The 14,462-nt window shown below is 62.8% G+C and carries 13 protein-coding genes; 10 read left to right on the plus strand and 3 right to left on the minus strand.

The features are described 5' to 3' along the window. Positions 1-74: 74 nt before the first annotated feature. Together PH586_RS19700 and PH586_RS19705 are read right to left on the minus strand one after the other, a co-directional pair. Positions 75-839: a class II aldolase/adducin family protein gene (locus tag PH586_RS19700; RefSeq protein WP_271349500.1), complete on the minus strand. Its 765-nt coding sequence runs from the start codon at positions 837-839 to the stop codon at positions 75-77. Between the two features lie 26 nt (positions 840-865). Continuing rightward, positions 866-1,459 (minus strand): HD domain-containing protein, encoded by a 594-nt coding sequence (locus PH586_RS19705; RefSeq protein ID WP_271349501.1) that lies wholly within the window; start codon positions 1,457-1,459, stop codon positions 866-868. 269 nt (positions 1,460-1,728) lie between these two features. Here PH586_RS19705 and PH586_RS19710 point away from each other — a divergent pair, with 269 nt between their 5' ends. Continuing rightward, positions 1,729-2,649, plus strand: coding sequence for a LysR family transcriptional regulator (locus tag PH586_RS19710; RefSeq protein ID WP_271349502.1), 921 nt, complete (start codon positions 1,729-1,731; stop codon positions 2,647-2,649). Between the two features lie 378 nt (positions 2,650-3,027). Next, positions 3,028-3,816: an SDR family NAD(P)-dependent oxidoreductase gene (locus tag PH586_RS19715; protein ID WP_271349503.1), complete on the plus strand. Its 789-nt coding sequence runs from the start codon at positions 3,028-3,030 to the stop codon at positions 3,814-3,816. Between the two features lie 744 nt (positions 3,817-4,560). On the opposite strand, the gene PH586_RS19720 is transcribed toward PH586_RS19715, so the two are convergent. Continuing rightward, positions 4,561-5,550: an NADP-dependent oxidoreductase gene (locus PH586_RS19720; RefSeq protein ID WP_271349504.1), complete on the minus strand. Its 990-nt coding sequence runs from the start codon at positions 5,548-5,550 to the stop codon at positions 4,561-4,563. A 380-nt stretch (positions 5,551-5,930) separates the two neighbouring features. On the opposite strand from PH586_RS19720, the gene PH586_RS19725 reads away from it, so the two are divergent. The 8 genes from PH586_RS19725 to PH586_RS19760 all read left to right on the plus strand — a co-directional run bounded on the left by PH586_RS19725 (position 5,931) and on the right by PH586_RS19760 (position 14,344). Then, a complete protein-coding gene (locus PH586_RS19725) occupies positions 5,931-7,346 on the plus strand; it encodes a VOC family protein (RefSeq protein ID WP_271349505.1) in 1,416 nt (471 codons plus the stop codon). A gap of 64 nt (positions 7,347-7,410) precedes the next feature. Continuing rightward, on the plus strand, positions 7,411-8,421 hold the full coding sequence (locus PH586_RS19730; protein ID WP_271349506.1) for a thiamine pyrophosphate-dependent dehydrogenase E1 component subunit alpha: 1,011 nt from the start codon (positions 7,411-7,413) through the stop codon (positions 8,419-8,421). Between the two features lie 16 nt (positions 8,422-8,437). Further along, complete coding sequence (locus tag PH586_RS19735) at positions 8,438-9,481, plus strand: alpha-ketoacid dehydrogenase subunit beta (RefSeq protein ID WP_271349507.1); 1,044 nt, start codon at positions 8,438-8,440, stop codon at positions 9,479-9,481. 10 nt (positions 9,482-9,491) lie between these two features. Continuing rightward, positions 9,492-9,734 carry a lipoyl domain-containing protein gene (locus PH586_RS19740; protein ID WP_238041293.1) on the plus strand — a complete coding sequence of 81 codons (243 nt, stop codon included), beginning with the start codon at positions 9,492-9,494 and terminating at the stop codon, positions 9,732-9,734. A 14-nt stretch (positions 9,735-9,748) separates the two neighbouring features. Further along, positions 9,749-10,438, plus strand: coding sequence for a 2-oxo acid dehydrogenase subunit E2 (locus PH586_RS19745; protein WP_271349508.1), 690 nt, complete (start codon positions 9,749-9,751; stop codon positions 10,436-10,438). 4 nt (positions 10,439-10,442) lie between these two features. Continuing rightward, positions 10,443-11,153 (plus strand): lipoyl protein ligase domain-containing protein, encoded by a 711-nt coding sequence (locus PH586_RS19750; RefSeq protein WP_271349509.1) that lies wholly within the window; start codon positions 10,443-10,445, stop codon positions 11,151-11,153. 19 nt (positions 11,154-11,172) lie between these two features. After that, positions 11,173-12,813, plus strand: coding sequence for an arylsulfatase (locus PH586_RS19755; protein WP_271349510.1), 1,641 nt, complete (start codon positions 11,173-11,175; stop codon positions 12,811-12,813). 451 nt (positions 12,814-13,264) lie between these two features. Continuing rightward, positions 13,265-14,344 (plus strand): zinc-binding dehydrogenase, encoded by a 1,080-nt coding sequence (locus PH586_RS19760; RefSeq protein ID WP_271349511.1) that lies wholly within the window; start codon positions 13,265-13,267, stop codon positions 14,342-14,344. The last annotated feature ends 118 nt before the right edge of the window (positions 14,345-14,462 follow it).

Below are 14,462 nucleotides of genomic sequence, written 5' to 3' on the forward strand. Positions count from 1 at the left end.
GTGACCGGCAGGCACTGTCCAGCCTGCACGGGTCGCCCCTGTTATAAGAAAAACCTACGCCCGCTGAATGGGTATCAGTGCTTGTAGCTTGAGTCGAGCCTATCCAGCTTGCGCAGCAGCGCCGGCCAGGCGATGTCGGCCCCCATGCCACTGGTTGCCTGCTTGAATACCTCGTCGAGACCGCGACGAATGGATGGATCGACCTCGATCAGCTTGCCGCCAGCCTGGGCATCGATCTGGATCCGGCAGCTGTTCTCGAAGGTGTACATCTTCAGAAAGGCGTCCGCCACGCTGCGCCCCACGACCAGCAGACCGTGATTGCGCAACATCAGGTAGTCCGCCTCCCCTAAGTCGGCCTGCAGTCGCGGCTTCTCGTCCGCGCGCAGGGCCACGCCCTCGTAGTGGTGATAGGCCAGCGAATTGAGCACGAAGATCGACTGCTGACTGATCGGCAAAATCCCGCACTCCTGCGCACTCACCGCAACGCCGCTGCGCGTATGGGTATGCAGCACGCAGTGGGCATCTTCGCGCACGGCGTGGATGGCGCTGTGGATGGTGAAGCCGGCCGGCGTCACCGGGAGCGGCGAGTCGCTGAGCTTGTTGCCCTCGGCATCGATCCTGATCAGGCTGGACGCCGTGATCTCCTCGAACATCAGGCCATAGGGGTTGAGCAGGAACTGCTCCTTCTCACCGGGTGCCGTGGGCAGGCGCACACTGATATGGGTAAACACCAGATCGGTCCAGCCATACAGGGCGACCAGGCGGTAACAGGCAGCCAGGTCCACGCGCAGTTGCCACTCGGCGTCACTGACCTTGCCTTTCAGGGAATCGATTTGCATGAAGTTCTCCAGGGCCAAGGGTGGGTTCAGATCTGCTTCATAACGTGTTCCAGCGCCGCCTTGTACAGGGTGTGCTTGGGCTTGGTGAACACGTTGCGCAGCATCGGCTCGAAGAACTCGATGGGCAGGATTTCCCCATTCGGATCGAACGCAGGGTTGTCGTAGAGGTCGACGAATTCGCGGGTGTACTCGTAATGCGGATGATCGGCAAACATGTCGCGCATGTTGCGATCCATGCCGATGTAGTGGAAAAAATTGTAGCCCTGGAACACCCCGTGGCTCTGGATCATCCAGTGGTTGGCCTCACTGACGAAGGGCTTGAGGATGGCCGCCGCCACCTCCGGGTGGTTGTAGGAACCCAAGGTGTCGCCAATGTCGTGCAACAAGGCGCAGACCACGTACTCTTCGTCGCGGCCAGCCCGATAGGCCAAGGTGGCTGTCTGCAGGCAGTGGCTCAGGCGATCGATGGGGAAACCGCCATAGTCACCTCCGAGCAACTTCAGATGGGCAATGACGCGATCAGGCAATGCCTTGACGAAATGCTGGAATTCCGCGCCGATCAGGTCCCAGTCGGCCTGGACGCCCTCATCCATGCGGGTAAAGGTGGCGTGTTGGTTCATGCTCTGTCCTCACGAGGGTGGCACCGTGGCGGTGCACATTGTTGTTAATAGTGTGGCCATCGCGGCGGGCGCTGGCTCATCCTGGAACCCTGCGCTCGCCTGCCGGAAAGACCGGGCCCTGCAGGTACTACGCCTGCCGAATGATGGGCACCGATGGATCAGCTGCCCGGACTCCATGCGTGGCATTTGCCAATACACTAGTGCCGGCCTAACATCAGCGTCCAATGCATGTTTATTCGGTAACTTATGTGCCCAGAGCATCAATTGACTTGAAGCGGCTTCAGCATCTTGTGCTGCTGGCCGAGGAGCTGAACTTCTCTCGCGCGGCCGAACGGGCCCACCTCTCACAGACTGCCTACAGCCGCAGCATCCAGTCGCTGGAAGCCGACTTTGGCCTGCGTTTGTTCGACCGCAACACCCGCTCGGTACGGCCGACGGCCGCCGGCCGGCATCTGATCGCGCGAGCCAAGTCCCTGCTCGGCCGGGCCCGTGACATGTCGGACGAGATCTACTACCTGGCCCACGCCGAGGCCGGACAGTTGAACTTCGGCACCAGCCTGCTGGCCATTGACGGCTTGCTGCGCCAGGCCCTGATCGAGCTGAAGCAGCAGTGCCCGAACCTGAAGCTGCATATCGAGGCCAGCCAGACGCCCAACCTGCGCCAGCATCTGGAGCAGGAGCACATCGAGTTTTTCGTCGCCTACCCTGGCGCTCTGGAGCAGGACGAACGGTTCTTGCTGACCTGGCTGCCCGCAGAACCCGCCTCCATCTACTGCCGAGCGGGCCATCCACTCCTCCACCAGGATTCGGCCCCTGCACCCAACCAGGTGGCGGACTACCCCTGGGCCGCCGTATTGCTCGACGAAGCGATGGCCCCGCGCTTGCGCACGCTATTCGGCATGCCACCCAACCAGGCGCTGCCAGTGGGGCTTTCCTGCGACAACCTCTCGCTGCTGCGCGACCTGACCCTGTGCAGCGACAACCTGCTGTTTACCTGGAACTCCTGGCTCAAGCGCGGCGGTCGGCACGACGGGCTGGTGAACCTTGGGGCCTTGTTGCGCCCGGCGCTCTCACCTGCCGACCTGCGCATCGACTGCGCCATCGTGCAGTTGGCGGACCGAACCCTGTCGCCCCCGGCGCAACGCCTGGTAGATCTGATCCTGCGCCATGCTCAGGGGGCGATGGCATAGCAGACGCCCGGCCAGATCGCCGGGCCTCAATGGCCGTGTCAGGTCAGTGCGGCGCAGTACCTCGCTGGTGACCTCATCAGTCTTCATCAGCACCACGGTCAGGCCAGAACACTCGTGGCACTGGTCTCGCGGGGCCGCTCAGCAGCGACCCTCAGACCGTCGTCCTTAGAAATGTCAACTTTTCGGCGTGATCTGCCAAGTTCGTCCCGGCTCATCTACCTAGGCTCAATCCCACCCGGCACAGCCTTCTGGCTGGGGCTGCATGTCTTGCTGCCCCAGCCAGCCCAACAACTGGCCCACCAGCGCATCAAGAACGTGTCGCTAGGCGCGCAGCCGGGAGCCATTGAGCCCCTCCCCACCACAAAAAAGGAGATCCCCATGGGATTGCTGAACAATAAGAGAGCGATTGTCACCGGAGGTGCCTCGGGCATCGGCGAACAGGCTGTGCGCCTGTTTCTGGAACAGGGTGCCCGTGTCGTGATTGCCGATATGAACGCCGAGCGCGGTCAGGCGCTGGCCGACGAGCTGGGTGACAATGTCATCTTCTGCGAGGTCAACCTGAGCGAGCCGGCGCAGATCGAGACCCTGATCAAGCAGGCAGTGGAGGCACTCGGCGGGCTGGACATCCTGGTCAACAACGCAGGCTACGGCATCTACGGTCGTACCCATCTGATCGACCCGGTGGATTGGTACAAGATCATCGAAGTCAACCTCAACGCCCTGTTCCACACCTGCCGCCACGCCCTGCCGCACCTGATGAAACAGGGTGGCAGCATCATCAATACCGCCTCGGTATCCGGCACTCGCGCCGACTATGGTTTCAACGCCTATGCCGCGGCCAAGGGTGGCGTGCTGAACTACACCCGCAACCTGGCCCTCGACTATGCCGAGGACGGCATTCGCGTCAACGCCATCTCCCCCGGACTGATCGAAACGCCGTTGACCACGCCACTGCGTGGCCACCCTGGTGCCCTCGAGGAGTACCTGCACAACATCCCCATGGCACGCGCCGGTCAGCCGATCGAAATCGCCAAGGTCATGCTGTTTCTGGCCTCTGACCTGGCCTCTTATGTAACAGGGCAGGAAATCGCCGTGGACGGTGGCGTGACCGCCTGGAACGGCCAGCCGCGCTTCTCCCGCCACTTCGGTGACACCGTCATCCGCTGAGTCAGCGACTCGCCCGACCAGTATCCCTGGATCGAAGCCCTGGCCCACTCACAAGGTGGGCCAGTTGCATTCCAGCTGCTTTACGGACAACACAGCAAACCCACGCCAATCCCCCAAAAGACTCGCTCGCAACCACCAGCAGCAAGAACCAATCGCAGAGCAGCCCTGCCCACGCTAAGGTCTGCGGATCATGGGCAGCCAGATCTTTCATCACTGGCAAGTCCAACTCGGTAGCAATTAGAGAAGTTCGCGCTCCATCAGGCCTTGAATCAGCCCCCAGTAGGCCGGGATCCTCGCGGGTGATGCGACACTCTGCCTGGAGTGACTCAAGCGGCGATGCTGGCTACTCCATGCTGGTGGCGTCAGCATCACGCAGGCGCACCGGCAACCACCAGATCGCCGCGATGGTCGGGCGCGACCGCCTTGGGCTGCGGATCCGCAAGCGCGCTCCATACCCACAACCTCAAGGTCTATCTCAGCCGGATCAAGCTCGGGATGAGCTGTCTTCATGGCCAACCGCTGTCTGCTCAACCAGCTAGGCTGGTGGCGCAAACCGGAGCGCTAGCGGCGAGGCCCCCAGCCTGTCCTCTGCGATCAAGGAAGCCGTTGGCGCCCCCTGCAAAACCTAACAGGCCGTTTAAAAACGTAGGAAGTGTTTCAACAGCCTGCTAATGGTTACATGGCCAAACAAAAAGCCCCGGGGCTAGGGCCCGGGGCTTAGTGAAGCAAGCCTTAGCTGAACGCTTAGAGCTCGACCAGCAGTTTGCCCTGATTATCGCCATTGAACAGCAGGTTGACACCTTCTATGGCGCTCTCCAGGCCTTGCAGCACGTGGGCGCGATATTTGATCTGGCCCTTCTGCAGGTAGCCGGTCAGCACCTCGACAGCCTTAGGTGCCTTGTCGTAATGGTCGACGATCACAAAGCCCTCGACACGCAGTGCCTTGAGGTTGATGTCCACCCAGCTCGGACCAGGCGCCGGCACCTCACGGTTGTAGTCGGCGATCATGCCGCAGACGGTGATCCGGCCGAAGCGATTCATGCGCTCGAAAACCACCTGCTGGATCGGCCCACCAGTGTTCTCGAAGTAGATATCCACGCCATTCGGCGCGGCCTCGGCCAGTTGCTCGGCCAGGTTGGCGGAGCGGTAGTTGATGGCGCGATCGAAGCCGAGCTCATCCTCCAGCCAGCGACACTTCTCGTCGCTACCGGCAATACCGATCACCCGCAGACCCTCGGCCTTGGCCATCTGCCCGACCAGCGAGCCCACCGAACCGGCGGCGCCGGAGACCACCAGGGTCTCGCCAGCCTTCGGTCGCAGCACTTCGAACAGGCCGACATAGGCGGTCAGGCCTGGCACGTGCAGCACGCACATCAGCGCCTCGACTGGCAGGTCGTGCGGCACGACCTGCATGTCCGCGCCGCCCAATACATATTCGGCCCAGCCGGTGTTGCCAATAACACGGGCGCCGACCGGGAAGGCGGGGTTCTTCGACTCGACCACCTCACCAACACCGAAGGAGCGCATCACCTCACCGATAGCGATCGGGGGAATATAGCTATTGGGGTTGTCCTGCATCCAGGTACGCATGGCCGGGTCGAGCGACATGTGGGTCTGCTTGACCAGGAATTCGCCATCCTTGAGGACCGGAGTCTCCAGGGTGACCAGCTCGAAGGTATCCGCGGTGATGTCGGCAATAGGACGTTTTACAAAGGTAATGGCTTTGTACTGCATTAGGTTCTCGCTCGCTAGGTATGGGAACGGCAAAGGAGGAAGCCGGCATGCAGGCACATTTCAACTGCCGCCGAGCGACGGATGATCAACCAGTCGATGGTCATCACCTGGATCCACCCGATTCATGCAGCAGCCTAATAAGCCCCCCAACCCAATACTTACCATTTCGCGCCAGTTAATTGGTATTTCATACAGCGCATCGCTCATTTAGCCGCCCTGCTGGCGCCAGCCAATCCAAGGGGCCGGCCGCTGTCATGGAATGCACGGCCATTGACGCCATTTGACAAGTTAGCCCCGGCGAGTCGCCGAATAATTCGTTGACCCGCAGCTTGACGTGGGTACGGGCAGACCCATTCATCACAACAACAAAGGTCAAATCCATGAGCCAGCGGCTTTCTCAGATCGCCTTCAGCGTCAGCGACCTACGACGCTCTCACCAGTGGTACCAGGACCTGTTCGGCTTCACCCCTGCCGGTGGTACCGAGTCGTTCAAGGGCAAAGCATGCTCCACGGTGCAGGGCATACCCGGAGCTCGCACCACCTGCTGGTGGCTGCTGGATACCCAGGAACAGTTTCAGATTGAGCTCTTCGAATATGAGCGGCCGCTAAGTCGTCCGCTCCCGGACGATTGGCGCATGTGCGACATCGGCTACAACCTGGTCGGCATCCATGTGCCGGATTTCGATGCTGCCCTGCAGCGCGCCGAACGCCTGGGCGCGAATCTTTATGGTGACGTGGTTGGCCAGCCCGGCCAGCGCCGCGCCTGCCTGCGCGACCCCGATGGCGCACTGCTGGAGCTGATGGAAGACGATCCGCGCGCGCCGAACCCGCGTTTACGTCCACGCGGTGGCCAGCGTCCGACCGTGCGCTTCATTACCCTGTCGGTGGCCGATCTGGAGCAGAGCCGCGACTTCTTCCGCAATGCCCTGGAAATGGAAGAAGCCAAGGGTGTGCGCCTGCATGGCCCCGAGCACGAAGCCCTGTGGGGCCTGGCCGGTGCCGAGCGCAAGAGCGCGCTGTTCTGGGCCGATGACATGCTGATCGAGGTGGTGCAGTACCTCAATCCGTTGGGCCGTGCTTTACCGGCCGACTACCGCATCAGCGACCTGGGCATTCTCAATATCGCCTTCGGCTTCCGCCAGGAAACCGAGCTGCGCCGCGTCTTTAAACGCACGGTCAACGCCGGCGCCAAACCCAACTTTCCGATCCCGATCAGCGTGCTCAACTGGGCGGTGATGTACGTCAACGACCCGCAAGGCTTCTCCATCGAGTTGCTCAGCGTGCGCCCTTACTACGACGGCCAGATGGGCTTCACGCCCAAGCACTTCGACACCCTGGTCCACCATCAGGTTCGAGTGAACGCTCCGCGCGAAGTGATCTGGGACGTACTCGCCGACCACGCCAACATCGGTGACTGGTGGTGCTACCAGGGCAAGTTGGTGCGCGAAGGCCGCGAGCATCCCGCCGGCGTCGGCGCCCTGCGCGAGCTGACTCGTCTCGGCGAGAAAGTGGTTGAGGAAGTGATGACCTTCGAACCGCTGCAGCGCATGGACTATCGCCTGATCAGCGGCGCACCGGTGAAGTTTCACCTCGGCCGTATCGATCTGCGCGAAACCGCCGATGGCCGCGTCTTCGTCGATTACAGCATCCGCTTCAAGGCCAAGATCCCCGGCACCCAGTGGCTGATGCGCCTGCTCATCGGCGGACGTATGAAGCAGGCCACCGAACGCCTGAAAACCCTCTGTGAACAACGCAGCCGCCAAGCCTCGCAGGCGTCGGTTAGCCACGCGGCCTGATAGTTCGACGGTCCGGTAACGGGCCGCCGACACGGTCGCCACTCAACCCAAGGGAGACACCTCCATGCAAGCATCCCACGACCAGCTGCTGTGGATGTACCACCGCATGCTGCTGATTCGCGAGTACGAAGACACCCTGGCCATGGTGTACTTCGAAGGCAAACTGCCGCCGCACATCCAGAAAGGCCTGGCCTTCGACATCGGCGCCGGCACCATTCCCGGTGAGATGCACCTGTCCGCCGGTCAGGAAGCCGCCGCCGCCGGCGTCTGCGTGCACCTGGAGCCGCAGGATTCGGTGTGGGGCACCCACCGTGCCCACCACTTCGCCATCGCCAAAGGCGTCAACCTGGACCGCATGACCGCCGAGATCTTCGGCAAGGTCGACGGCCTGTGCCGCGGCAAGGGCGGCCACATGCACCTGTACGACCCCGAGGTCAACTTCGCCTGCAACGGCATCGTCGGCGCCGGCATCCCGCATGCCGTCGGTGCGGCGCTGGCGGCCAAGCTCAAGGGCAACGGCGCCGTGGCCATTGCCGAGTTCGGTGAGGGCGCGGCCAACCAGGGCTCGTTCCACGAGTCGCTGAACCTGGCCAGCCTGTGGCAGCTGCCGGTGGTGTTTGTCTGCCAGGACAACAACTACGGCATCTCGGTAAGCAAAAAAGCCTCGACCGCCGTGGAAAGCAACGTCGAACGCGCCGCTGGCTATGCCATGCCGGGCATTCGCGTGGCCGAAAACGACGTGGTGGCCATGCACGTCGCCGCCGGTGAAGCCATCGCCCGCGCCCGTCGTGGCGAGGGCCCGACCCTGATCGAGATGAAGGTCGACCGTTACTACGGCCACTTCCAGGGCGACCCGGAAGGCTACCGCCCGAAAGGCGAAGTGCGTGCCCTCAAGCAGAGCGACCCGATCATCCGTCTGGAAAAGCAGCTGCTGGAACAGGGCGTACTGAACGAAGATCAGGTCAAGCAGGCCCGCAGCGCCGCCAGCGAGCGGGTCCAGGTGGCCATCGCCTTCGCCCGCGCCAGCGCCTACCCGGACGCCGCCGAAGCGCGTCAACACCTCTTCGCCGAATAGCATCAGGAGCCAGCCAATGAGCAATGCCAACACTGCGGCCGAAGTCCGCAAGCTGCCCTTCTACATGGCGATGGTTGAAGCCATCCGCCAGGAAATGGCCCGCGACAGTTCCGTGTTCTGCCTGGGCGAAGACGTCGGTCAGATCGGCGGTGTGTTCCAGTCCACCGTCGGCCTGCACAAGGAGTTCGGCGCCGAGCGCGTGCGTGACACGCCGATCTCCGAGACCGCCATCCTCGGTACCGCCCTCGGCGCCGCGGCTCAGGGCATGCGCCCGATCGCCGAACTGATGTTCGTCGATTTCATGGGCGTGTGCTTCGACCAGATCCTCAACAATATTTCCAAGACCACCTACATGTCCGGTGGTGCGGTGAAGCTGCCGCTGGTGATCACCGCCTCCACCGGCGGCGGCATCTGCGATGCGGCCCAGCACTCGCAGACCCTGCACGGTTACTTCGCCCACACCCCGGGTATCAAGGTGGTGATCCCGTCCAATCCGTACGACGCCAAGGGCCTGATGACCACCGCGATCCGCGATGACAACCCGGTGGTCTACCTGTTCCACCGCGGCCTGCTGGGCCTGCCGGTACTCAACTTCATTGACGCCCAGTTCGCCACCGACGTACCGGAAGAGCCCTACGCCATTCCCTTCGGCGAAGCGCGCATCGTCCGCAAGGGCAGCGACGTGACCATCGTCGCCTTCGCCCAGATGGTGCACAAGGCTCGTCTCGCCGCCGCCGAACTGGAAGCCCAGGGCATCAGCGTCGAGATCATCGACCCGCGCACCCTGGTGCCGCTGGACATGGACTCGATCTACACCTCGCTCAGCAAGACCGGCCGCCTGCTGGTGATCGACGAGGATTACCTGAGCTTTGGCGTGACCGGCGAGATCATTGCCCGGGTGGCCGAAAACCTCGGCCGCTTCACGCTCAAGGCCGCCCCGCGCCGCCTGGCTATTCCGGACGTCAACATCCCCTACAGCCCGGCCCTGGAAAACCAGGTTATCCCGCAGGTCTCGAACATCGTCGAGGCCGTGGAATCTCTGATGAACAACCCCCTTTGAGGTGCACACCATGACCGCAATCCATCTGCAAGACGACGCTTGGGAAGACATCGAAGAAGGCACCGAGGCCCTGCTTGACGAGTGGCATGTCAAGGAAGGCGACGTGGTCGAGGCGGGCCAACTGGTGGCCAGCGTGATGGTCATCAAGACCAGCTTCGACGTGCTCGCCCCGGCCGCCGGCACCATCGGCAAGCTGCTGGTCGCCGCCCAGGACAACTTCACCCGCGGCCAGGCCCTGGCCGAGCTGAACTGAACTGAGAATCGAACATGAGTGAGCAAGCACAGGCACCGGATCGTACCCTGGTGCCACTGACTGGACTGCGCGGAATCATCTCGCGCAGCATGACCCAGGCCTGGCAGGCGCCCCGCGTTGCCCTCGGCCTGGACGTCCCCATGGACGCGCTGCTGGCACGGGCCAAGGCCATCAGCGCCGAGCGTGGCGTCAAGGTCACCCCGACCGCGCTGATGTTGCAGGCCCTGGCACTGACCCTCAAGGAGCATCCGCGCCTCAACGCCCTGCTCACCGACAAGGGCATCGAGGAAATCCACGCGGTCAACCTGGCCGTGGCCGTACACACCGACAAGGGTCTGGTGACTCCGGTGATCCGCGACGCCGGAACCAAGGATGCGGTGCAACTGGCCGAGGAACTGGGGCAGATGGCGACGGCGGCACGCACCGGCAAGCTGGCGCCGGCGGCCTACCAGAAAGGCACCTTTACCCTGAGCAATCTGGCTACGGCCGGGATCGACTGGGTGACGCCGATCCTCAACCCGCCCCAGGTCGGCATCCTCGGTGTCGGCCAGACCCGCGAAGCCGTGGTGGTGCGTGATGGCGTCCCCGCTGTGGCCAAGGTCGCCACCCTCAACCTGGTGTTCGACCACCGCGCGGTGGATGGCTACCCGGCCAGCCTGTTCCTCCGTGACCTGGGTGCCCGCCTGCAAGCGGCCGAGCTGTAAGCCCATGACGACCCGGGTCAGGATCAGTCGACTGCAAAGCGGCCAAGCCGAACAGTTGTGGATCGACCAGCACCTGGCCACGGGCCTCACGGCCCCGGCACTGGCCTTCATCGACTATCGCAGGCCCTGCCTGATTTACGGTCGCCGCGGTGGCGACAACGAAGCCGCGCAGGGACGAGCCGCCCTGCTCTACTGCGGCGTGACCCAACGCCGCAGCGGCGGCGGTGCAGTCCTCGCCGGCCCGTGGATGCTCGGGCTCAATCTGCTGTTGCCCGCCGAACATCCCCGCGCGGCACTCAGTCATGTGCAAGCCTTCAGCTGGTTCGGCCGCTGCTGGCAACACGCATTGGCCGATCTCGGTATCTCCACCCACCTGGCCACACCCGATGTATTTCAGCAGCACCAGGACCTGGTCCGCCAGCACAGCCTGGACTGGGTCTGCTTTGCCGGTATTTCCCACGGCGAACTGCTCGACGCCGACGGCCGCAAGGTGCTCGGCCTGGCTCAGTACCGCGGTCGTTGGGGCACCTTGCTCAGTGCCGGCCTGCTGGTGGGCCAAACGCCCTGGGAACAACTCGAATTTATTCACTCGGGACACATGCCCGAGTACTCACACCTGCATGCCCTGACGGCACCCGTTCCTCTCGGTGAGTCCGAGCAGGCCCGCCAGCGCTTACACACGCACCTGCTTGGTCATTTGCACGACACCCGATAACAACAACAGGAAAATGCTCATGCAAAGAACAACAAAACACCTCGATGTCGTTACCGCCATCCGGCGCCCTGGACTGCTCAAGACCCTGGCCGTGGTCCTGGGGATTGGCCTGGGGGCAACCGCCACTGGCGCACTGGCGCAAAACCCTTTTATCCAGGCGCAGCCCATTTCCGAGTCGCTGGAGCCGGCCCGACTGCATGCCGACCAGCAGAGCGAAGTGGCCAAACACCTCAAGGAGCTGGAGGCGCGCACCGGGCGTAAGCCGAACGTCCTCATCATGCTGGTCGACGACATGGGCTGGGGCGATCCGGGTGCATTCGGCGGTGGCATCGCCATCGGCGCACCCACGCCACACATCGACAACATGGCCCGTGCCGGACTGAAGCTGACCTCCACCTACGCCCAACCCACCTGCACCCCGACCCGCTCGGCGATGATGACCGGCCGCCTGCCGGCGCGTACCGGCCTGACCCGCCCGACCCTCACCGGCGAGCGGGTACTGGTCAACCCATGGGAAAGCGAGAAGACCGCCGCCGGCCTGCTCAGCGAAGCCGGCTACATGACTGCCCTGTCGGGCAAGTGGCACCTCGGCGAAGCCGACGGTGGCCAGCCGCATCAAGTCGGTTATGACGAATACCTGGGCATCCTCAGTGTGGTCAGTGAATTCACCCAGGGCCTCGATCCGCGCCGCTACCCGGAACTGACCCTGAACCCCGAGCGCATGGCCGCGCTGCACCAGGTCAGCCATCCTGCCGTGACCGCCGGACTCAAGGGCGAAGCGCTCAAGGTCATCACCGAACTGGACTCGCTGGAAAAAGTCGCGGAGATCGACCAGCAATTCGCCACCTACTCGGAAGACTTCATCCACCGCGCGGTACAGGCGAAGAAGCCGTTCTACCTGGTGCATTCCTTCTCCCGCGTGCACAACGACAACTTCCCGGCCAAGGCCTTCACCGGCAAGAGCCCGGCCAGAACGCCCTACAAGGATGCCGTTATCGAAGTCGACGACATCGTCGGCCGTCTGCTGACCAAGCTGAAAGAAGAAGGCGTCGCCGACAACACCCTGGTGTTCTTCACCTCCGACAACGGTGCCAACGAAGACGCCTGGCCGGATGCCGGCTTCCAGCCGTGGCGCGGCGGCAAGGGCACGACTTGGGAAGGCGGAGTGCGGGTTCCCGGTATTGCCTACTGGCCCGGCATGATTGAATCCGGTCGTGAGAGCGATGAGCTGTTCGACCTGATGGACCTGTTCAACACCAGCCTGACCCTCGGTGGCGTGAACGTGCCAACCGACCGCTACATCGACGGTGTCGACCAGAGCTCCTTCCTGCTCGCCAACAACGGCCAGAGCAACCGCGAAGCGGTGTTCATGTACAGCGAACGCAACTTCACCGCCCTGCGCTGGAATGAGTTCAAGGTGCACTTCAAGGTGTTCCAGACCCCGGTACCGGGCTCGAACATCGACGAATCCATGCTAATCGGCACCGGCATGTCGCCCTGGGTCTACAACCTCTACCTCGATCCCAAGGAGATGAAGAGCGTCGGCCACCGCACCTTCGAGTGGGGCTTGCCGAACATTCTCAACCTGGTCACCCGGCACATGGCCAGTTATCGCCAGTACCCGATGAAGGAGCTTGGCCTGGCCAAGCCCGTTCAGTAAGTCGCCGAGACGCCGCGTCAGCGGCGTCTCGGCGTCTGCTTATTGAGCACCAGGCGTTGCGCAAGACCTAACCATGTACAACGCCTGGCACCTCAAGCCACTGGACGGCGGCGCCCTCGCCGTCTGGCGGAGCCCGGTTCGGAAGACGCCAATGCCTGGTTTCCCCAGCGCGCCTGCCCTCAAACAGCCGAGACCCTGCAACGCGACCAAGCGCTTGTTGCGCCTGTCATGTAATGCATGGCGATTGTCGTCATTTGTTAATTATTTGCACAAAGGGATCGAATAATCTTTTGACACCAGCCAGAACAGTCACCTCCAGCGCCGAGGCAACGGGGCAGCCCCTTGACCCGGACAACTCGTTAACACTGTTCGGTCAAGTCCATAGCTATTCGTCGCTCCGCAGCCTCGCTACACGAGCGACAACAGTACAACCACAAGAGAGGACAACCCCATGAAAGCGGTCGTAATGCGTGACCAACAGCTGTTGGTAGACGAAATCCAGGCGCCGACACCAGGCCAAGGCGAAGTACTGGTCAAGACCCTCGCCTGCGGTATCTGCGGTTCCGACCTGCACATGTTCCACCATTGCGAGCCGGTGCTGGCCACCTTCAAGCGCGCCAACCTGCCGATCGATTTCGACACCAAGCAGGATGTGGTGTTTGGCCACGAGTTCTGCGGCGAGGTCCTCGATCATGGTCCCGGCAGTGACAAGAAGCTCAAGGTGGGCACCAAGGTCTGCTCGCTGCCATTCGTGATCCGTGGCGACAAGTTTCACCACGTTGGCTATTCCAACCAGTACCCCGGTGGTTACGGCGAGCAGATGGTGCTGGCCGAGCAGATGGTGATGCCGGTACCCGGCGACCTGCCTGCCGATATCGCTGCACTGACCGAGCCGCTGACGGTCGCGGCACATGCCGTCAACCGTGCCCAGCTGAACGGGGATGAGGTGCCGGTGGTCATCGGCTGCGGGCCGATCGGCCTGGCCGTGATCGCCATCCTCAAGTCGCGTGGCATCGGCCCGGTGGTGGCCTCTGACTTCTCGCCCAAGCGCCGTGTACTGGCGGAAAAACTCGGTGCCGATATCGTGGTCAACCCCGCCGAGCAGTCGCCCTACCAGTCCTGGCTGCAGGTCGCGGCACCGGGAGGCTACGACATCAACGGCCCGATGGCCCTGCTCGGTCTCGGCCCGCAACCGCGCCCCTGCGTGGTGTTCGAGTGTGTGGGGATTCCCGGCATGATCCAGCAAGTGATCCAGAATGCGCCACCGCGATCGCGTCTAATTATCGTCGGTATGTGCATGGAATCCGACAAGATCGAGCCGGCTGTCGCCATCGCCAAAGAAGCCATCGTGAATTTCTCCTTCGGTTATACCGGCGAGGAGTTCTGCCAGACCCTGCACGCGCTGGCCGATGGCAAGCTCGACGCTGCGCCGCTGATCACCGGCAAGGTGGAGATGAGTGGTGTGAAGGGCGCCTTCGACGCACTGGCCAAGCCCGATGAGCACGCCAAGATCATTGTCACCTTCGACTGAACCACGACACCCACCCAGCAACAGGGGCGCGGGCGATCCATTGCGGTGGCGATGGTCGCCCTTATCAGGAGGCAGCGCCAACCTGATTGTTGGCCAACCTTGAAAGACCTGGGCCCAA

The organism is Pseudomonas aestuarii (genome assembly GCF_027988105.1).
Classification (GTDB): Bacteria; Pseudomonadota; Gammaproteobacteria; order Pseudomonadales; family Pseudomonadaceae; genus Aquipseudomonas; species Aquipseudomonas aestuarii.